The following is a 19,350-nucleotide window of genomic DNA, read 5'->3' on the forward strand; positions in this document are numbered from 1 at the left end:
CGCTTGGAAAGCGGAACGAGGTCAGTCTCCGCCCGGACTGCTCAGCTCTTTAAACAGCAAAAGAGAGGCATCTTATGAGAAGGGATTGTTCAGTATGTCAGGGCAGACTGCTTTTTCATCCGCAGGTACTGAGGGTAAATGCTCAATTCCGGTACGATTCTTACTCTATAGCCAGACAGAATTCAGCATTGTGCTGAACCCGAATCTTTTTTTACTCTGACAGGCCTGTTCATCAGAACCCTGAAAAAACAATTTTCCCGTTCACATTTTTATTTTCCATGTCCTCATGGGTAATGCTGTCAACCTGTTGATGACTATTTTAATCTGTAGTCATTCAATCCTTGTAACATCAGGATGATCCTGGTGTCAGTGAAAATACGAAATCAACACGTTGGTATCATTACCCACCTGTGAACTGACGTCGGCATTTTGAATCTCACTTCGGCGTGCCCCCTCCGAATGGCGCAAAACATTTCGTGGTATGGCATGATAGCACCCGAAGAGAGTCAATTCAGGGTGGTAAATGTGAAACCAGTAACGCTATACGATGTCGCAGAGTATGCCGGTGTCTCTTATCAGACCGTTTCCCGCGTGGTGAACCAGGCCAGCCACGTCTCTGCGAAAACGCGGGAAAAGGTGGAAGCGGCGATGGCGCAGCTGAACTACATTCCCAACCGCGTGGCACAACAACTGGCGGGCAAACAGTCGTTGCTGATTGGCGTTGCTACCTCCAGTCTGGCCCTGCACGCGCCGTCGCAAATTGTCGCGGCGATTAAATCTCGCGCCGATCAACTGGGTGCCAGCGTGGTGGTGTCGATGGTAGAACGAAGCAGCGTCGAAGCCTGTAAAGCGGCGGTACATAACCTTCTCGCGCAACGCGTCAGTGGTCTGATCATTAACTATCCGCTGGATGACGAGGATGCCATTGCTATGGAAGCTGCCTGCGCTAATGTTCCGGCCCTATTTCTTGATGTCTCTGACCAGACTCCCATCAACAGTATTATTTTTTCCCATGAAGACGGTACGCGACTGGGCGTGGAGCATCTGATCGCATTGGGTCACCAGCAAATCGCGTTGTTAGCCGGTCCATTAAGTTCTGTCTCGGCGCGTCTGCGTCTGGCGGACTGGCATAAATATCTCACACGCAATCAAATTCATCCGATAGCGGAACGGGAAGGCGACTGGAGTGCCATGTCCGGTTTTCAACAAACTATGCAAATGCTGAATGAGGGCATCGTTCCCACTGCGATGCTGGTTGCCAACGATCAGATGGCGCTGGGCGCAATGCGCGCTATTACCGAGTCCGGGCTGCGCGTTGGTGCGGATATCTCGGTAGTGGGATACGACGATACCGAAGACAGCTCGTGTTATATCCCGCCGTTAACCACCATCAAACAGGATTTTCGCCTGCTGGGGAAAACTAGCGTGGACCGCTTGCTGAAACTCTCTCAGGGCCAGGCGGTGAAGAGCAATCAGCTGTTGCCCGTCTCACTGGTGAAAAGAAAAACCACCCTACCGCCCAATACGCAAACCACCTCTCCCCGCACGTTGGCAGATTCCTTAATGCAGCTGGCACGACAAGTTTCCCGACTTGAAAGCGGGCAGTGAGCGCAACGCAATTAATGTGAGTCAGCTCACTCATTAGGCACCCCAGGCTTTACACTCTATGTGTCCGGCTCGTATGTTATGCGAAAATGTGAGCGGATAACAATTCACACAGGATACAACTATGACAATGATTACGGATTCACTGGCCGTCGTATTACAACGTCGTGACTGGGAAAACCCTGGCGTTACCCAACTTAATCGCCTTGCGGCACATCCCCCTTTCGCCAGCTGGCGTAATAGCGAAGAGGCTCGCACCGATCGCCCTTCCCAAGAGTCGCGCAGCCTGAATGGTGAATGGCGCTTTGCCTGGTTTCCGGCACCAGAAGCGGTACCAGAAAGCTGGCTGGAGCGCGATCTTCCTGACGCCGATACTGTCATCGTCCCCTCAAACTGGCAGATGCACGGTTACGATGCGCCTATCTACACCAACGTGACCTATCCCATTGCGGTCAATCCGCCGTATGTTCCCACGGAGAATCCGACGGGTTGTTACTCGCTCACATTTAATATTGATGAAAGCTGGCTACAGGAAGGCCAGACGCGAATTATTTTTGATGGTGTTAACTCGGCGTTTCATTTGTGGTGCAACGGGCGCTGGGTCGGTTACGGACAGGACAGTCGTTTGCCGTCTGAATTTGACCTGAGCGCATTTTTACACGCCGGAGAAAACCGCCTCGCGGTGATGGTGCTGCGCTGGAGTGACGGCAGTTATCTGGAAGATCAGGATATGTGGCGGATGAGCGGCATTTTCCGTGACGTCTCGTTGCTGCATAAACCGAGCACGCAAATCAGCGATTTCCATGTAGCCACTCACTTTAATGATGATTTCAGCCGCGCTGTACTGGAGGCAGACGTTCAGATGTACGGCGAGCTGCGCGATGAGCTGCGGGTGACGGTTTCTTTGTGGCAGGGTGAAACGCAGGTCGCCAGCGGCACCGCGCCTTTCGGCGGTGAAATTATCGATGAGCGTGGTGGTTATGCCGATCACGTCACCCTACGTCTGAACGTCGAAAACCCGAAACTGTGGAGCGCCGAAATCCCGAATCTCTACCGTGCGGTGGTTGAACTGCACACCGCCGACGGCACGCTGATTGAAGCAGAAGCCTGCGATGTCGGTTTCCGCGAGGTGCGGATTGAAAATGGCCTGCTGCTGCTGAACGGCAAGCCGTTGCTGATTCGCGGCGTTAACCGTCACGAGCATCATCCTCTGCATGGTCAGGTCATGGATGAGCAGACGATGGTGCAGGATATCCTGCTGATGAAGCAGAACAACTTTAACGCCGTGCGCTGTTCGCATTATCCGAACCATCCGCTGTGGTACACGCTGTGCGACCACTACGGCCTGTATGTGGTGGATGAAGCCAACATTGAAACCCACGGCATGGTGCCAATGAATCGTCTGACCGATGATCCGCGCTGGCTACCCGCGATGAGCGAACGCGTAACGCGAATGGTGCAGCGCGATCGTAATCACCCGAGTGTGATCATCTGGTCGCTGGGGAATGAATCAGGCCACGGCGCTAATCACGACGCACTCTATCGCTGGATCAAATCTGTCGATCCTTCCCGCCCGGTACAGTATGAAGGCGGCGGAGCCGACACCTTCGCAACCGATATTATTTGCCCGATGTACGCGCGCGTGGATGAAGACCAGCCCTTCCCGGCTGTGCCGAAATGGTCCATCAAAAAATGGCTTTCGTTGCCTGGAGAGACGCGCCCGCTGATCCTTTGCGAATACGCCCACGCGATGGGTAACAGTCTTGGCGGCTTCGCTAAATACTGGCAGGCGTTTCGTCAGTACCCCCGTTTACAGGGCGGCTTCGTCTGGGACTGGGTGGATCAGTCGCTGATTAAATATGATGAAAATGGCAATCCGTGGTCGGCTTACGGCGGTGATTTTGGCGATACGCCGAATGATCGCCAGTTCTGCATGAACGGTCTGGTCTTTGCCGACCGCACGCCGCATCCGGCGCTGACGGAAGCAAAACACCAGCAGCAGTTTTTCCAGTTCAGTTTATCCGGGCAAACCATCGAAGTGACCAGCGAATACCTGTTCCGTCATAGCGATAACGAGCTCCTGCACTGGATGGTGGCGCTGGATGGCAAGCCGCTGGCAAGCGGTGAAGTGCCTCTGGATGTCGCTCCACAAGGTAAACAGTTGATTGAACTGCCTGGACTACCGCAGCCGAAGAGCGCCGGACAACTCTGGCTAACGGTTCACGTAGTGCAACCGAACGCGACCACATGGTCAGCAGCCGGACACATCAGCGCCTGGCAGCAGTGGCGTCTGGCGGAAAACCTCAGCGTGACACTCCCCTCCGCGCCCCACGCCATCCCGCAACTGACCACCAGCGAAACGGATTTTTGCATCGAGCTGGATAATAAGCGTTGGCAATTTAACCGCCAGTCAGGCTTTCTTTCACAGATGTGGATTGGCGATAAAAAACAACTGCTGACGCCGCTGCGCGATCAGTTCACCCGCGCACCGCTGGATAACGACGGCGTAAGTGAAGCGACCCGCATTGACCCTAACGCCTGGGTCGAACGCTGGAAGGCGGCGGGCCATTACCAGGCCGAAGCAGCGTTGTTGCAGTGCACGGCAGATACGCTTGCCGACGCGGTGCTGATTACCACGGTCCACGCGTGGCAGCATCAGGGGAAAACCTTATTTATCAGCCGGAAAACCTACCGGATTGATGGAAGTGGTCAAATGGCGATTACCGTTGATGCTGAAGTGGCGAGCAATACGCCACATCCGGCGCGGATTGGCCTGACCTGCCAGCTGGCGCAGGTAGCAGAGCGGGTAAACTGGCTCGGATTAGGGCCGCAAGAAAACTATCCCGACCGCCTTACTGCGGCCTGTTTTGACCGCTGGGATCTGCCATTGTCAGACATGTATACCCCGTACGTCTTCCCGAGCGAAAACGGTCTGCGCTGCGGGACGCGCGAATTGAATTATGGCCCACACCAGTGGCGCGGCGACTTCCAGTTCAACATCAGCCGCTACAGCCAACAACAACTGATGGAAACCAGCCATCGCCATCTGCTGCACGCGGAAGAAGGCACATGGCTGAATATCGACGGTTTCCATATGGGGATTGGTGGCGACGACTCCTGGAGCCCGTCAGTGTCGGCGGAATTCCAGCTTAGCGCCGGTAGCTACCATTACCAGTTGCTCTGGTGTCAAAAATAATAATAACCGGGCAGGCCATGTCTGCCCGTATTTCGCGTAAGGAAATCCATTATGTACTATTTAAAAAACACAAACTTTTGGATGTTCGGTTTATTCTTTTTCTTTTACTTTTTTATCATGGGAGCCTACTTCCCGTTTTTCCCGATTTGGCTACATGACATCAACCATATCAGCAAAAGTGATACGGGTATTATTTTTGCCTCTATTTCTCTGTTCTCGCTATTATTCCAACCGCTGTTTGGTCTGCTTTCTGACAAACTCGGGCTGCGCAAATACCTGCTGTGGATTATTACCGGCATGTTAGTGATGTTTGCGCCGTTCTTTATTTTTATCTTCGGGCCACTGTTACAATACAACATTTTAGTAGGATCGATTGTTGGTGGTATTTATCTAGGCTTTTGTTTTAACGCCGGTGCGCCAGCAGTAGAGGCATTTATCGAGAAAGTCAGCCGTCGCAGTAATTTCGAATTTGGTCGCGCGCGGATGTTTGGCTGTGTTGGCTGGGCGCTGTGTGCCTCGATTGTCGGCATCATGTTCACCATCAATAATCAGTTTGTTTTCTGGCTGGGTTCTGGCTGTGCACTCATCCTCGCCGTTTTGCTCTTTTTCGCCAAAACGGATGCGCCCTCTTCTGCCACGGTTGCCAATGCGGTAGGTGCCAACCATTCGGCATTTAGCCTTAAGCTGGCGCTGGAACTGTTCAGACAGCCAAAACTGTGGTTTTTGTCACTGTATGTTATTGGCGTTTCCTGCACCTACGATGTTTTTGACCAACAGTTTGCTAATTTCTTTACTTCGTTCTTTGCTACCGGTGAACAGGGTACGCGGGTATTTGGCTACGTAACGACAATGGGCGAATTACTTAACGCCTCGATTATGTTTTTTGCGCCACTGATCATTAATCGCATCGGTGGGAAAAACGCCCTGCTGCTGGCTGGCACTATTATGTCAGTACGTATTATTGGCTCATCGTTCGCTACCTCAGCACTGGAAGTGGTTATTCTGAAAACGCTGCATATGTTTGAAGTACCGTTCCTGCTGGTGGGCAGCTTTAAATATATTACCAGCCAGTTTGAAGTGCGTTTTTCAGCGACGATTTATCTGGTCTGTTTCTGCTTCTTTAAGCAACTGGCGATGATTTTTATGTCTATTCTGGCGGGCAATATGTATGAAAGCATCGGTTTCCAGGGCGCTTACCTGGTGCTGGGTCTGGTGGCGCTGGGCTTCACCTTAATTTCCGTGTTCACGCTTAGCGGCCCCGGCCCACTTTCCCTGCTGCGTCGCCAGGTGAATGAAGACGCTTAAGAAATTAATGTCGGATACGGCGCGAGCGCCTTATCCGACCAACTTATCAGGACGGAATGTTAAAAATGAACATGTCGATGACAGAAAAAATAAAAGCAGGCAAGCTATTTACCGATATGTGCGAAGGCTTACCTGAAAAAAGACTTCGTGGGAAAACATTAATGTATGAGTTCAATCACTCGCATCCATCAGAAGTTGAAAAAAGGGTAATGACTCCAACTTATTGATAGTGTTTTATGTTCAGATAATGCCCGATGACTTTGTCATGCAGCTCCACCGATTTTGAGAGCGACAGCGACTTCCGTCCCAGCCGTGCCAGGTGCTGCCTCAGATTCAGGTTATGACGCTCAATTCGCTGCGTATATCGCTTGCTGATTACGTGCAGCTTTCCCTTCAGGCGGGATTCATACAGCGGCCAGCCATCCGTCATCCATATCACCACGTCAAAGGGTGACAGCAGGCTCATAAGACGCCCCAGCGTCGCCATAGTGCGTTCACCGAATACGTGCGCAACAACCGTCTTCCGGAGCCTGTCATACGCGTAAAACAGCCAGCGCTGGCGCGATTTAGCCCCGACATAGCCCCACTGTTCGTCCATTTCCGCGCAGACGATGACGTCACTGCCCGGCTGTATGCGCGAGGTTACCGACTGCGGCCGGAGTTTTTTAAGTGACGTAAAATCGTGTTGAGGCCAACGCCCATAATGCGGGCAGTTGCCCGGCATCCAACACCATTCATGGCCATATCAATGATTTTCTGGTGCGTACCGGGTTGAGAAGCGGTGTAAGTGAACTGCAGTTGCCATGTTTTACGGCAGTGAGAGCAGAGATAGCGCTGATGTCCGGCAGTGCTTTTGCCGTTACGCACCACCCCGTCAGTAGCTGAACAGGAGGGACAGCTGATAGAAACAGAAGCCACTGGAGCACCTCAAAAACACCATCATACACTAAATCAGTAAGTTGGCAGCATCACCGTCAGCGGCTTATCCTGCGTCAAGCGCAGGTGCTTTTCCTGGCACTGATCGGCATGATGTTATCGCCAACGGCGACAGTGTTGGTGTTCTTCTCCTTCCTTACCGGGATGGCTGCAACAGTAGCCCAACAGATAGTGCCGCTTGCCGCCTCGCTCTCCAGAACTTCTGCACGAGGTAAAACCGTGGGTACGGTGATGAGCGGTGTCCTGGCAGGTATCCTTGCTGGCCGGGCTATCGGAGGCCTTATTGTTCAGTATTTCGGCTGGCGCGGTGTCTTTTTGTCCGGCGCGATCATGACATTGCTGGCTATATTTTTCATCTTGCGCATTTTGCCTGCTCAGTCGTTGCCAACGCCAAAGTTTAACTATCTGGCGGTATTACGTTCATTAGGACAGCTGTGGAAAAGCGAGCCGCAGGTGCGTGGTGCAACTCTTACACAAGCAATGCTGTTTGCCTCCTTCAGCGTGCTGTGGACCGTGCTCCCTTTCTGGTTAGCTCATCGCTACGATTACGGTGCAGGGATAACCGGCACCCTGGCTGCTTTGGGGTTAATCGGTATTCTGTGTGCGCCTCTGGCGGGAAGTTTCAGCGATCGTCAGGGACCATTCCGAATGGTTGTTTTTGGTGTGATACTCATGCTGCTAGCCTGGACTGTTTTTTGGAGATGGAACAGTATTGTGGGTATGGTGGTGGGCATTCTACTACTGGATGCGGGTGAGCAATGTGTACTGATAGCTAATCAGCACACGATTTATTCTTTGCGTCCGGATGCCAGAAACCGTCTTAATACATTATTTATGTGCGTTATGTTTATTGGCGGAGCATGTGGCTCACTGACTGCCACCTGGTTATGGGAGACAACTCATAGCTGGGCGCTGATTTCTTCAGCAGGGGGCGGACTCGTGATCATGGGGATGTTGATAGCCGTAAGACGTAAATATTCAGGCCCCTATTCGGGCACATAACGCAATAGCACTTCTTACATCCGTCGCATTGTCTGAGTCATCAACATCATTTAAAGCGTCCTGTATCAATTGTTTAGCAGCCCATTTTTCCCCGGCTTCAGCCTGCAATGTCGCCAATGAATAAGCAATACGGAGGGCCCAGCCATAAGCCTGTTGCTGGCGCGCTTTGTCCAGGGCCTGCTCCAACAGCAGGCGTTGCTTCTGAGGAGGTAATTTAGTGGCAGAAAGACGCATCAGCTCAGGCGTGCACCAGTTTTCATGATCCTGGCGGGTGGCTCTCAGTGATACCCCGGTATCAATTTCTGACAACAAGGGGGAATATTGCCAGTCTAATCCCATCGCCCGCAACGAGCTAAATAGTGTGGTTTGACTAACATCGGTATGACTGAACTGTTTAGCCCAAACAAGAAACAGCTCGCCGTATGTCTTCCAGAAATATAAATCATGCCTTTTTGCCAGATGAATAAGCCAGTTTGCGGCCTTTATAACCCAACGCGGATTACGATCCAGTGCTGCTGTCATACAAGCGCCTTCAGCCAGTGCACAGCAAAGAGAACAGACATGCTGCAAACGAGCGGCTTTTTTAACACCGCGCCATGCCATCTGTTTCGCGGCCTTATACTCACCCTGTAACCAGAGTAAACGAGACAGAAAGGCCTGACCGGCGCTCTCTTGATCAAGACCAAAACGGAAAGAGTGGCTTAATTCACCATGTTCATACCAATCAAGAGATTGTTGGAGATAATCACGCCCGACATCATGACGGCCCAAAAAATGCAGGGATACACCGAGAATACGCAGCCCGGTTGCCATCGCCTCCTCGTCGGTAATGGACCGTGCTAGCTCGCACATAGATTGCGCATGCTCAAGCGCTTTATCCAACTCGCCAGTACGCAGATAATACAACCATAATCCGTAATGTGCCTGTAAACGTATTTCTTTGTCGTCGAGCTTTTCTGCAATTGTCAGCGCGGTTTTCCAGGCTGAATGTGTTTCAGGCGTAGGGCCTTTTGCCCAGGTTGACGCCTTACCTGCTACAGCGCTGAGATTCATTCTCTGGCGTAGCGTTAATACTACCTGCGAAGTATTTTCATAAAGCAGAGGATAAATATGGCGCTGACATTCATCGTATAGTGAATATTCAATCCAAAAAGGGGTCATAGCTTGTAAGATCTCAAGCCCTTTAGAGGGATCAGCTCTCTCAATCAACGTTTGCTGTAATACACTCCGCAAATCATTAAGTATATGGCTATAACGTTCACGCCATTGTCCTGTTGGCAGCATAAACCAATCATCTTGTGCCTCTTTTACCAGAACTTTATAATAGTTGGCAAAACGGGCCTCAAGAACAGTATATTCACCCTGTTGCCTGAGTTTATCGCATGCGAACTGGCGCAAGGTTTCCAGCAGGCGGAAACGGGTCTCTGGTACCTGAGTACTGACCTGAATCAGGGATAAAGACAGCAATCTTTGCAGATCGTCAACAACCTGCCAGCGATGCTTGTCTTTAATCAGCAGAAGGTCGCTTACTGATTTCACACTGAACATATCGGTATAGATCCCCAGAGAGCAAAATAATCGTTGTTCACGTGTGTTGAGCAACTGATAAGTCCACTCCAGCGCGGTCAGTATTTTCTGATGTCTGGGCTCCAGAGATCTGTGCGTATTGCTCAATAGCTGGAAACGGTCTTCCAGTCGGCTATAGATCTCTTTGACACTCATGACTGGCAGACGGGAGGCCGCAAGTTCAATCGCCAGCGGCAGACCGTCAAGATGACGGCATAACTCGCCAATCAAAGACAGTTCGCTGGCTGATGGATGGTAATTATGTCGATTGGCCTGCCCGCGTTCGATAAAGAGGCGGACACTGGAAAAAGTTAGTAACTCGTGGGTATCAGCCTCTTCGCTCTCAGGAACTTGTAATGGTGGTAGTAGATATTGTTGCTCGCCGGCAACCTGCAACGCTACCTGGCTGGTCAACAACAGTTTGATATGGGGAGCCAGGTGCAGGAGCAACGTAATCACTGGTTCAAGTTCATTAATTACATGTTCACAGTTATCAATCAGCAGTAAACATCGACGCTGTGCAAGCTGTTGCCGTAAATCGGCATCATTATGAATGGCAGCTAATGGAAGATGGAGCGCTTGTGAAATAACGGATAGCAAGCTGGATGCTTCGGTGATATGAGCCAGTTCAGCCACACATATTCCATCAGGAAAATGCGTGTGTGTAAGACTGACGACTTCCCATGCCAGACGAGTCTTACCCACGCCCCCTGAGCCTGTAATCGTCACCAGACGGTATTGATCCAATAAGGCGCATAATTCCTGCACAGCTTTATCACGCCCCAGAATCGACGCTAGAAAAGGGGTAATAGCGGGCTCAGGTATTTTTGATTTAGAGAGCGGTTCAGTTGGCGAATTGTTGATATTAAAGCGATAACCACAACCAAATTCAGTAACCAGTAGATGGCGGTCATGTCCCAGTATGCGGCGTATAGCTGAAATTTGTGCCTGAAGATTATTTTCTTCGACGATTTCATTTCCCCACACTTGCGTAAGTAAAGATTCTTTATTTACCGCTTTACCTCTGGCACTCACCAGAACAACCAGAACATCAAAAGCTCTGGCAGAAATTCTTACTGGCTTACCCCGATGTAACAGAATCCTTAGCTGTGGCCAGATTTGCCAGTCAGCAAAGTGAATCTCATCAATTGATATCATAGTGTTGAGATCTTCTGTTTTGAGCATCACGAACTCTCGCTATGGAGTAAGCCATTTCTAACGAAAGCGGTTATCAGAATCAGGCTACATGTTGAATGTGTTGCACCGGAGTATCACTATTCAATACCACTTTTACCGTTAATGATTATAAAGCCAATAGTGCTATGTGGCATAGCTTTGCGATCAAACTGGTGATGAAAACTGAACTATCTATGCCAGCCATATCCCATCAGGCATGGCTGGAAAAGCACTCACATGGATAATCATTCGACTAGGGATTAACCTTCAAATAACAGCGTGTGTCCGAACATTTAAATAATGGTGGTACGGGATGCCAATACCAGAACTGATGGCGGTTTATACAGTCTTATCTCAATGGCGCTAACAGCCACAGACAGAGGAAGCGGACTTGATACCTGTAACATAAACAGAGTATATCGACGAACGATCCACGCTGACAATGAGACGACGATTGGCATCCAACGAAGCGATCAAAGGCTAATTATTGCGATGCCGGTCAGCACCACCACTGCACCGGCAATCCGGCGTGCCAGATGATTTTCACGAAACAGCCAGTACGAAAGAAGAGAGCCGACAATAATGGATGTTTCCCTGAGAGGAGCGACGAGTGCCAGTGGCATGCTCTGCATGGCTGTCAGTACAAGGATGTAGGCAAGGGGAGAGCATACAGCAATGATAAGGATTGGGATGATATCCACACGTACAGCAGTTGGAATGCGATTTCGTCGCCGCATCGCACCAGGGGTAAGAATCAGACTCTGTAGCAGGAGTGTGCTGGCGTAGTAGCTCACTGGATCCAGGTGCAGAGAGATTACCGAATAACCGTCCCAGAGTGTATAGCCAGCGATGGCGGTGCCTGTCGCTGCCCCCCAAAGCATTCCCTGTAGCGGCCGGCTTCCGCTCCTGAACGGATTGCCGGTGACAACGAAAATACCAGCGATAACGATAAAGGCGCCGAGTAAAGCGCCTGGTGAAAGCCGTTCTCCCATGAGAAGGGTTGCAAACAGTATCGTCAGAACTGGTCCACTTCCTCGGGCAATCGGATAAACAACACCCAGTTCGGCGCGCTCGTAGCCAGCCTGCAAGATTAGAGAATAAGCGATATGAAGTGCAGACGAGATAACTGCGCCGACAGCGAGTCTCCAGTCGAGCTCCTGTTGTCCCTCAACTATCAGAATGAGGCTGAACGGGACCCACAGCAATGCTGAGGCACAGCTGTACGCCCAGACGAACACAAGAGTGTCTTCCCTCTTGTATTTTGAGGCTATATTCCATACTGCATGGGCTACCGCAGCAGTAAGAATCATTGCTACCGTGCTGAACTGCATCAGGACATATCGGGCAAATCAATACCCGCCCGTTCAGCCCGGCGACTTTGTTCTTTATCCCGCAGAGTGAGAGCAGCGACCAGCGTATCAATAACGACGAGCTGGGCCAGTCGACTCCCGGCAGCGGCCATCTGTGCCGGGAGTGGCATTCCGCCAACAACGAGCGAAACGTTGGCGAGTGTCGCCAGTGGGGTATCGTACTGGTTAGTTATTGCAATAAGCGATGCTCCTGCCGAGGATGCTGCATCAGCGATGGAGAGTGTGGATGATGTGCGCCCTGTTGAACTGACGACGATGATGACGTCGCCTGGACCGAGTAGACGAGCAGCAATCATCGCTGATAAATAATCCTGGATACTGACGGTTATCACACCCGCCGTCCGCAAACGAAAGACCGCATCAGCGGCAACCGTCGCAGAGGGACCAGCACCAAATGCAAATACCTGGCGTGCGCTCTGGATTAAATCGACCGCCTCATCAAGGGCGGAGATTTCGATAGCACCGCTGAGCGCAGTCAGTGCGTCTACACCAGCACGAATTGATGTTTCCAGCACTGATGCCAGCGTCGCATCCGCTGTAAGAACTTCAGGCGGGGCAAAGAATTGGGCAGTGCCACGAGCCCGGGCAATCTCTATCTTAAGTTCAGTGAACCCGGTGAACCCGATCGCTCGTGCAGCGCGTATTACTGTCGGCGGTGATACACCAGCACGGGTGGCAACCTGTGCTGCCGTGCTTGTACCGACAAATAAAGGATCGACAAGCAGGAGGTCGACAACTTTAGCCTCACTTGCAGCGAGGTCGCCGCTTCGGGCGTGAATGCTGCCAAGCCATTGCTGTAACCGCTGCTCACCTTCTGAAATTATATTACCAATTTCTTTATTCATATGTAATATATTACATGTCCTTTGGGAAGGGCACAACCACCACGTAATTAGATTCTGTTGCAAGGAGTCCGCATTCATGAACACTGAAATCAATACAGTTGTTGCTGTTTTAGGTCCAGGTGCCATCGGCACAACAGTCGCGGCGGCGTTACACGAAGTCGACCGCACACCATTGCTGTGTGGACGTACTCCCCGCGATCACCTGACCTTGCAAGATGGCGACCGCTTTATCACCGTACCCGGTCCGGTACAGACGAATCCGGCACAAATCACTCGCACGGTTGATCTTATCTTTCTGGCAGTCAAGTCCACACAAATCGACGCGGCAGCAGAATGGCTCAGGGCGTTGACTGGCCCGGAGACGGTTGTATGCGTGCTCCAGAACGGGGTCGAACAGTTGGACAGGCTCGCTACGTACTCTCTGCCCGGACAGAGCGTTCCCGCTGTCGTGTGGTTCCCTGCGCAAGCGCAGTCCGATGGCTCGGTACGCTTGCGTGGTGAGGCGCGCCTCAGCGTGCCAGACGCACCAGCTTCCCGTGTAGTGGCCGCAGCGCTGCAAGGCACGTGGTGCTCCGTAGATCTGGCCGCGAATTTCAGCTCCCTGGCCTGGCGCAAGCTGATGCAGAATGCGGTGGCTGGACTCATGGCACTCACGCACCGCCGCTCAGGCATGTTTGGCCGTGCTGATATCGCCAGGCTTACGCTGGCTTATCTGCAGGAATGCCTGGTCGTGGCACGTGCAGAGGGCGCTGAACTCGGAGACGAAGTGCCGCAGGAGATCCTCGATAAGTTCCGGGCGGCTCCTGCAGACATGAGCACCTCCATCCTCACGGATCGAGAAGCTGGCCGACCGCTTGAATGGGATATCCGCAACGGCGTCATTGCGCGTCGCGGCCGGGTTCACAGCATTCCAACGCCGATCAGCGACATCCTGGTGCCGCTTCTTGCGGCTGCGAGCGATGGCCCTGGTTGATCCTAAAGCCGATGATTGCACTCTTACTTCTCTTCTTCGTCGCTCTCGGTGCCGGAGTACTCAGCGGTGTCGTCGGCACTGGCTCGTCGTTAATCATGCTGCCCGTCCTCGTCGCCACGTACGGGCCACGGATTGCTGTGCCTGTTATGGCGATCGCCTCCCTTTTCGGCAACATCGGACGGGTGATTGTCTGGTGGCATGAGATTCGTTGGCGACCGGTGTTTGCCTATTCGTTGGCGGGAGTTCCTGCGGCTGTTCTCGGGGCGCACACGTTACTTACGATTTCTCCTGGCACAGTGGAGGTATTCCTGGCAGCTTTCTTCCTTGCGATGATCCCGCTGCGCCGTCTCATCAGACGATCGAACCTCCACTTGAATCTCTGGCACATGAGTTTTGCCGGGGCGATTGTCGGGTTTCTGACAGGATTCGTGCTGTCCACCGGGCCGCTCAGCGTGCCGGTATTTACCGGGTACGGAATGAGTGGAGGCGTATTTTTGGGATCAGAGGCGGCAAGCGCAATCCTGCTCTACGCTGGCAAGCTAGCTACGTTCGGTATATCGGGCGCACTCGCGCAGCCTGTCCTCACATATGGACTTGCCATCGGCATCGCATTGTTCGTCGGTTCGATGATTGCGAAACGTCTCGTCCAGAAACTCCAGACGCATACGTTCGAGCTTCTCATTGATGCCGTTCTCGTCGCTGGGGCAGTAGGGATGATCCTTGCTCTCAAATGAAATGGCACGCCAGGGCTGACGGCGCAAGCGTGTTGTTATTGTGTAACAGCTTTCTACAGGCAGCGACGGGTCGGGGTGGAGGGGTTGGCAAGCCATCAGAAATGAATAAAGCCGTACCAGGGTATGCTGGTACAGCTTTTTGTTATTGTTCATGCAGCTTCGTTGTTTTTATTCCGCCCTGTGTTAAAAGGTGGTACGTATGCGACCCGGCATGTATCGATATAATCTGACCACCACTGCATCATCGCCTTGCGGGCTTCCAGATGCTCAGCCTTATGAATGTAAGCCAGACGCACGGTGTTGCGCTCCTGGTGACTCATCTGGCGTTCCACTGCATCCTGCGACCATAAGCCAGACTCCATCAGGGCACTGCATGCCATTGCCCGAAAGCCATGTCCGCAGATGTCCTGTTTCGTGTCGAATCCCATAAGGCGCAGTGCTTTATTAACCGCGTTTTCGCACATCGGCCTGTACGGGTTATGGTCGCCGGGGAAGACCAGTTCGTAAGCCCCGGATATTTCCTTAATCCGTTTCAGAATAGCTATAGCCTGCTGTGAGAGGGGCACGATATGAGCAGTGCGCATTTTGGCACCGCGCCCTGAATAACGCACACCCACAATGGCTTCGCGTGTGGCGGGTATCGTCCAAATTCTGTTTATGAAATCAATTTCTGACCAGCGTGCAAAGCGCAGCTCACTGGAGCGAATGAACAGATGCAGCGTCAGCAGGACAGCAAGCCGGGTCAGTTCACGGCCCTGATGATATGCTTCAATGTGTTCAATCAGTTCAGGCAGCCGCTCCAGCGGCAGGGCGGGATAGTGGTGTCTCATGGGGGGAGCCGTCACGCCATCAAGATTTGCTGCCGGGTTGGTGTCGATAAATCCCTGATGGACCGCATGGCGCATGATGTTACTGAGGTGCTGCCGCGTGCGGGACGCGACTTCCAGCAGGCCCTTTTCCTCAATGCCTTTCAGCAGGTCAATGAAATGATGGGGTTTAAGCTCCGTGACGGACAGATGACCAATTACAGGAAAGATATGGTTGTTCATACTGGCAAGTAGACGGCCAGCGGTGTTCTGCGACCACTTTTTATTGTTTTTATGCCATGCCAGCGCCACTGTTTTAAACACCTTCTCTGGTGTGCAGGCTCTGCGTTCAGCAGCCCTCTGCTGTGCCGGGTTGATGTTCAGCGCCAGCATCTTACGGATACCTTCGCGCTGCTGGCGGGCATCAGACAGGGAGACGGCAGGATAGGCACCCAGTGCAATGCGGGATTCTTTGCCGTTTATACGATATTTTAGATACCAGTGACGTGAGCCGCCTGGTTTGATAAGAAGGTACAGACCGTGAGAATCAGAAACTTTGAAGGGTTTTGCGGATGGTTTTAAGGTGCGGATTTTTGAGTCGTTAAGGGGCATTTGGGGGTCACTCCGTCATCGAACTAACCTGACCCCAGATTTGACCACCAATTTTTCCCGATGCGGAGGGTAAAATCAAAATGCACCGGGAAGAGTTTTCACGCTAACCTCTTGAATCAATATCAGATAAGGATTCGCAAAGATGCATGCAAACAGGAAATTGGCTCCTCTGACTGGACTCGAACCAGTGACATACGGATTAACAGTCCGCCGTTCTACCGACTGAACTACAGAGGAATCGTGTGAACGAGGCGCATATTACTGACCTCATCATGAGGTGTCAACAGTAAAATTAGCGCGTCATTTCAATTGGTTAATTAATCTTCAAATTCAGTGTTAATGCGTGTTTGGTGAGCGATAATCGTCGTCTCCCCGGGTATCGCGTAACCTCTCCATGGGGTTCTGGCGATAAAACTGGATGAAACGCTGCCATAAGGCAGGAAAACGCGGAGCAAATAATTCAGGAGCACTGAAAAAATACTCGGATAGCACGGCAAAGCATTCAGCAGGATCGGTCGCTGCGTAGGCATCTATACTGCACGCAGTTTCTCCAACCAGATCGATCTCATCCTGAATATTGTTCATTGCAGCATGCAGGTCGTGTTCCCAACCGGCGATATCGCGCAGGGGAATCGCCGGAATACCGCTGGCACGATCGCCATTACGCATATCAAGCTTGTGCGCCACTTCATGGATGATCAGATTAAAGCCGGAGGCATCAAAGGAATCCTGAATATCAAGCCAGTTGAGGATTATCGGGCCTTGTTGCCAACTCTGCCCGGACTGTACCACGCGTTGATTATGCACCAGCCCAATATCGTCTTCCCATTCATCGTCTACGACAAATGGGGCAGGGTAGATGAGAACTTCATGAAACCCGTCGAGCCACTCAATCCCCATTTCCAGAACAGGTAAACAGAATAGCAGAGCAATGCGCGCACTTTTTAGCGGGTCCAGCTCAAACCCCTGAAGAGCGACTAATCTTTTTTGTTGTAAAAAGCGCTCGGCCAGGGCAATAAGTCTGGCTTGTTCTTGCTCGGTGAGATTCACCAAAAGGGGAATAGCCAGGGCGTCGTCCCACGGCCAATCGTCACTCCGGGTTGCTTCTTGTTCTTTCCAGGGCCACTTAATCATCGTTTTGCTCGCAAACTCGTCACTTGAACGAAATTGACGGAACTGGGTCTGTTAAAATGCCAAATTACCTGGCATCATGGCAACCGCCAAAACGGAGAGATGCCAGAGCGGCTGAATGGACCGGTCTCGAAAACCGGAGTAGGGGTAACTCTACCGGGGGTTCAAATCCCCCTCTCTCCGCCACTATTCAAGCACTTAGCTCATTCCCTTTCAACGACTCATGTCACACTTGGTATAGTGTTGGTATATTCACTTGGTATAAAACTCGCCATCATCATCTTCTGATTTGCCCAAGACTGGAAGATCCAGTGTGGGAGAAATTTTCACTTTCTGTCATAAACCACAACCTGGCTTTCAGTTTTGTGACCTGAGAATAGTTGCTTGTCCTTACTCGAGCCTTCGTAATCAGATATTCCCTTGGCTTTGAGATCATGAAAAGTACACGGCAGTTTTCTATCTGGTTTTTTTCCTGCTTACATCTGAACGTTTGTTTAAACAAATATTAATACCCCCTCTATGAGGAGGGGGAAACTATAATTCGTGATTTTTTTTCTGTGACGTAGGTGCAGTTAGATGGAATATTAGATTTAATAAATGACATTGCACCAATTTTGACATTGTCACCAATTTTCACAGAAAGACCAATGATGCATGTATTTGCACCTATGTCAACATTATTACCAATTGTTAACCTTAAAGATTTGCAATCCTTGTCTATTTGTCCTATTACGCAGTTTTGTCTGATAATAAAATTATCCCCAATGTCAACAGAGCCGTGAATAACGATGCCTGAATGGTGCGGGATCAATAAGCCTTTGCCTATATTTGCACCCAATCCTATTTCACAGCCAAATCTCTCAATTATCTTGTTATTCAGCTTTATTGCTGCTCTTTTTTGGTATTTTCCACCATTTTTGTACATTTCATTGGCTAGGCGCCACCAAAAAAGGAAGTTTCTGTGTCTTAATTTCTTCTCGCGTAGTAATCTTATGATTGAAAAATACGGTCTCCTTATAATCTCACTCTTCCAATAATAGAATAGTTCTTGTGAACGCCCGAATATTACGAATTTTAAGGCGATAATGTATTTAATCATAAATTTCCTTTAAGTAACATTATGTTTTGTTGAATTATTTTTGTAACTTTAACTTACGCTTAGCTACGATATTTTGATCTGTGTCTATGCCTTAATAAAGGAGTTTAGTTTTTCTTGTGGACCTTCTCTTTCATGACGAAATTCAGATTGTGTTATACCTACCACTTTGTGATGTTTGTTGTACTATTGTTACAAATAATGTATTTGATAAGGGAAGGTTTTGCAACATGCCTGACAGTAAAAATACCGACAAGTCAAAGGCAGGCTTTTTCTTTCATGTCAAGGGGGAGCGAGAAGCTGATGGAGGTTTTGGATCATATGAATGCAAAGGAAGTAAGGGAGCACTTTATTTCGCCGGTCAGGGTATCCAGCAACAGTGGGCAATGAAAAGAGAGAGATGCAGTCACCCCAATATACCACCCGCGATGAAGACCTGCTCCGGGTTAAGTAACAGGCTTAATTAAATCTGCACCCTGATTTTTCACATTTCCGACGGCACGCGTTACGGCGTGCCATATAAATTTATCAGCCGGCACGACACAGTCAGCTGCAATTTCAGCTGCTTCTTTCCCTCCAAGATCCTGCTTCATCCATTCGCGCGCGGCTTCCGGTAGCACTGGTAGCACTACCAACGGTTGTCTGTCGTAAATATCTACCAGTCCTTTGTCGGCCATTGTTTCAGACCGTGCGTTAATTAGCAGCGGTTTATCCCACCACCTCGGGCGTATCCCCAAAGTACAGGGTCAAGGTGCAGTTGTTCATCACGTTCACTCAGCAGCAGAACTTTGATGGCAGGTGCCACGTTGAAACGTCCGATGGGTCTGGATCGTATGGAATGTCGCGTTCAGCTTCTTCAGAGAGCAGGGCGAGATAGTCTTCACGCGTCATTTCAAGCACTTGCACGCCTTGCTTTCAACGACAGTTCTCATGGATGTCTTTTTCTTTGAGTATCCTCACAAGTTTATCGTTGTAATGCCCGTGTGGTAAAAAATAC

Annotated in this window: 13 protein-coding genes, 2 tRNA genes and 4 pseudogenes; 9 read left to right on the forward strand and 10 right to left on the reverse strand. The window is 50.8% G+C overall.

The genetic code is table 11. From position 1 onward, the window contains the following. The first annotated feature begins 525 nt into the window (after positions 1–525). The 4 genes and pseudogenes from lacI to HV311_RS09525 form a co-directional block, all read left to right on the forward strand. Entirely contained in the window at positions 526–1,608 is a 1,083-nt protein-coding gene (gene lacI / locus HV311_RS09510; protein ID WP_047368876.1) for a DNA-binding transcriptional repressor LacI, read from the forward strand. A 121-nt stretch (positions 1,609–1,729) separates the two neighbouring features. Continuing rightward, complete coding sequence (lacZ, locus tag HV311_RS09515) at positions 1,730–4,801, forward strand: beta-galactosidase (protein ID WP_191221011.1); 3,072 nt, start codon at positions 1,730–1,732, stop codon at positions 4,799–4,801. 51 nt (positions 4,802–4,852) lie between these two features. Continuing rightward, entirely contained in the window at positions 4,853–6,106 is a 1,254-nt protein-coding gene (lacY, locus tag HV311_RS09520) for a lactose permease (protein WP_191221012.1), read from the forward strand. A 65-nt stretch (positions 6,107–6,171) separates the two neighbouring features. Beyond that, positions 6,172–6,312: pseudogene (locus tag HV311_RS09525) on the forward strand (maltose acetyltransferase domain-containing protein); the annotation flags it as partial. A 14-nt stretch (positions 6,313–6,326) separates the two neighbouring features. On the opposite strand, the gene HV311_RS09530 reads toward HV311_RS09525, so the two are convergent. After that, positions 6,327–7,024 (reverse strand): IS1-like element IS1A family transposase gene (locus HV311_RS09530; protein WP_100214959.1). Its coding sequence is split into 2 segments (ribosomal slippage): positions 6,327–6,775 and positions 6,775–7,024, totalling 699 coding nucleotides; the frame shifts between segments, so codons are not numbered across the junction. A gap of 108 nt (positions 7,025–7,132) precedes the next feature. Between HV311_RS09530 and HV311_RS09535 the strand changes: the two genes are divergently transcribed. Beyond that, the gene (locus HV311_RS09535; RefSeq protein ID WP_326928887.1) at positions 7,133–8,044 is read left to right on the forward strand and encodes an MFS transporter; all 912 of its coding nucleotides are present in this window, start codon (positions 7,133–7,135) and stop codon (positions 8,042–8,044) included. On the opposite strand, the gene HV311_RS09540 is transcribed toward HV311_RS09535, so the two are convergent. The 3 genes from HV311_RS09540 to HV311_RS09550 all read right to left on the reverse strand — a co-directional run bounded on the left by HV311_RS09540 (position 8,021) and on the right by HV311_RS09550 (position 13,001). After that, on the reverse strand, positions 8,021–10,795 hold the full coding sequence (locus tag HV311_RS09540) for a winged helix-turn-helix domain-containing protein (RefSeq protein WP_097734724.1): 2,775 nt from the start codon (positions 10,793–10,795) through the stop codon (positions 8,021–8,023). The two genes, HV311_RS09535 and HV311_RS09540, sit on opposite strands and share 24 nt — an antisense overlap. Positions 10,796–11,259: 464 nt before the next feature. After that, on the reverse strand, positions 11,260–12,117 hold the full coding sequence (locus tag HV311_RS09545; protein WP_049133237.1) for a DMT family transporter: 858 nt from the start codon (positions 12,115–12,117) through the stop codon (positions 11,260–11,262). After that, on the reverse strand, positions 12,117–13,001 hold the full coding sequence (locus HV311_RS09550) for a MurR/RpiR family transcriptional regulator (protein WP_097734723.1): 885 nt from the start codon (positions 12,999–13,001) through the stop codon (positions 12,117–12,119). The genes HV311_RS09545 and HV311_RS09550 overlap by 1 nt, the downstream gene beginning before the upstream one ends. A 76-nt stretch (positions 13,002–13,077) precedes the next feature. Here HV311_RS09550 and HV311_RS09555 point away from each other — a divergent pair, with 76 nt between their 5' ends. Together HV311_RS09555 and HV311_RS09560 are read left to right on the forward strand one after the other, a co-directional pair. Next, the gene (locus HV311_RS09555; RefSeq protein ID WP_097734722.1) at positions 13,078–13,974 is read left to right on the forward strand and encodes an oxidoreductase; all 897 of its coding nucleotides are present in this window, start codon (positions 13,078–13,080) and stop codon (positions 13,972–13,974) included. 11 nt (positions 13,975–13,985) lie between these two features. Beyond that, on the forward strand, positions 13,986–14,708 hold the full coding sequence (locus HV311_RS09560) for a sulfite exporter TauE/SafE family protein (protein WP_097734725.1): 723 nt from the start codon (positions 13,986–13,988) through the stop codon (positions 14,706–14,708). Positions 14,709–14,857: 149 nt separating this feature from the next. Here the strand turns inward: HV311_RS09560 and HV311_RS09565 are convergent, their stop codons facing one another. From HV311_RS09565 to mtfA, 3 genes are all read right to left on the reverse strand, one after another. Continuing rightward, positions 14,858–16,126, reverse strand: coding sequence for a tyrosine-type recombinase/integrase (locus tag HV311_RS09565; protein WP_049133227.1), 1,269 nt, complete (start codon positions 16,124–16,126; stop codon positions 14,858–14,860). A 161-nt stretch (positions 16,127–16,287) separates the two neighbouring features. Beyond that, a tRNA-Asn gene (locus HV311_RS09570) sits at positions 16,288–16,363 on the reverse strand. Positions 16,364–16,462: 99 nt separating this feature from the next. Next, positions 16,463–17,260 (reverse strand): DgsA anti-repressor MtfA, encoded by a 798-nt coding sequence (gene mtfA / locus HV311_RS09575; RefSeq protein ID WP_047357950.1) that lies wholly within the window; start codon positions 17,258–17,260, stop codon positions 16,463–16,465. A gap of 93 nt (positions 17,261–17,353) precedes the next feature. Between mtfA and HV311_RS09580 the strand changes: the two genes are divergently transcribed. Beyond that, a tRNA-Ser gene (locus HV311_RS09580) sits at positions 17,354–17,443 on the forward strand. 66 nt (positions 17,444–17,509) lie between these two features. Here the strand turns inward: HV311_RS09580 and HV311_RS27975 are convergent. Then, positions 17,510–17,715 (reverse strand): annotated as a pseudogene (locus HV311_RS27975) (hypothetical protein); the annotation flags it as partial. A gap of 59 nt (positions 17,716–17,774) precedes the next feature. After that, the gene (locus tag HV311_RS09585) at positions 17,775–18,356 is read right to left on the reverse strand and encodes a serine acetyltransferase (protein WP_047416060.1); all 582 of its coding nucleotides are present in this window, start codon (positions 18,354–18,356) and stop codon (positions 17,775–17,777) included. Positions 18,357–18,641: 285 nt separating this feature from the next. Between HV311_RS09585 and HV311_RS09590 the strand changes: the two are divergent. Next, positions 18,642–18,807: pseudogene (locus tag HV311_RS09590) on the forward strand (DUF4113 domain-containing protein); the annotation flags it as partial. On the opposite strand, the pseudogene HV311_RS09595 reads toward HV311_RS09590, so the two are convergent. After that, positions 18,800–19,244 (reverse strand): annotated as a pseudogene (locus tag HV311_RS09595) (SOS response-associated peptidase family protein). The pseudogenes HV311_RS09590 and HV311_RS09595 sit on opposite strands and share 8 nt — an antisense overlap. Between the last annotated feature and the right edge of the window lie 106 nt (positions 19,245–19,350).

The sequence above is a fragment of the Citrobacter sp. RHBSTW-00881 genome (genome assembly GCF_013728515.1).
GTDB classification, from domain to species: domain Bacteria; phylum Pseudomonadota; class Gammaproteobacteria; order Enterobacterales; family Enterobacteriaceae; genus Citrobacter; species Citrobacter braakii.

Excerpts from the sequence above, each read along its gene's own strand:
- HV311_RS09535 (WP_326928887.1), top strand. The coding sequence starts at position 7,133 with ATGATGTTATCGCCAACGGCGACAGTGTTGGTGTTCTTCTCCTTCCTT.
- HV311_RS09585 (WP_047416060.1), bottom strand. The coding sequence starts at position 18,356 with ATGATTAAATACATTATCGCCTTAAAATTCGTAATATTCGGGCGTTCA.
- HV311_RS09555 (WP_097734722.1), top strand. The coding sequence starts at position 13,078 with ATGAACACTGAAATCAATACAGTTGTTGCTGTTTTAGGTCCAGGTGCC.
- HV311_RS09565 (WP_049133227.1), bottom strand. The coding sequence starts at position 16,126 with ATGCCCCTTAACGACTCAAAAATCCGCACCTTAAAACCATCCGCAAAA.
- lacY (WP_191221012.1), top strand. The coding sequence starts at position 4,853 with ATGTACTATTTAAAAAACACAAACTTTTGGATGTTCGGTTTATTCTTT.
- HV311_RS09545 (WP_049133237.1), bottom strand. The coding sequence starts at position 12,117 with ATGCAGTTCAGCACGGTAGCAATGATTCTTACTGCTGCGGTAGCCCAT.
- lacZ (WP_191221011.1), top strand. The coding sequence starts at position 1,730 with ATGACAATGATTACGGATTCACTGGCCGTCGTATTACAACGTCGTGAC.
- HV311_RS09550 (WP_097734723.1), bottom strand. The coding sequence starts at position 13,001 with ATGAATAAAGAAATTGGTAATATAATTTCAGAAGGTGAGCAGCGGTTA.
- HV311_RS09560 (WP_097734725.1), top strand. The coding sequence starts at position 13,986 with ATGATTGCACTCTTACTTCTCTTCTTCGTCGCTCTCGGTGCCGGAGTA.
- HV311_RS09540 (WP_097734724.1), bottom strand. The coding sequence starts at position 10,795 with ATGCTCAAAACAGAAGATCTCAACACTATGATATCAATTGATGAGATT.
- mtfA (WP_047357950.1), bottom strand. The coding sequence starts at position 17,260 with ATGATTAAGTGGCCCTGGAAAGAACAAGAAGCAACCCGGAGTGACGAT.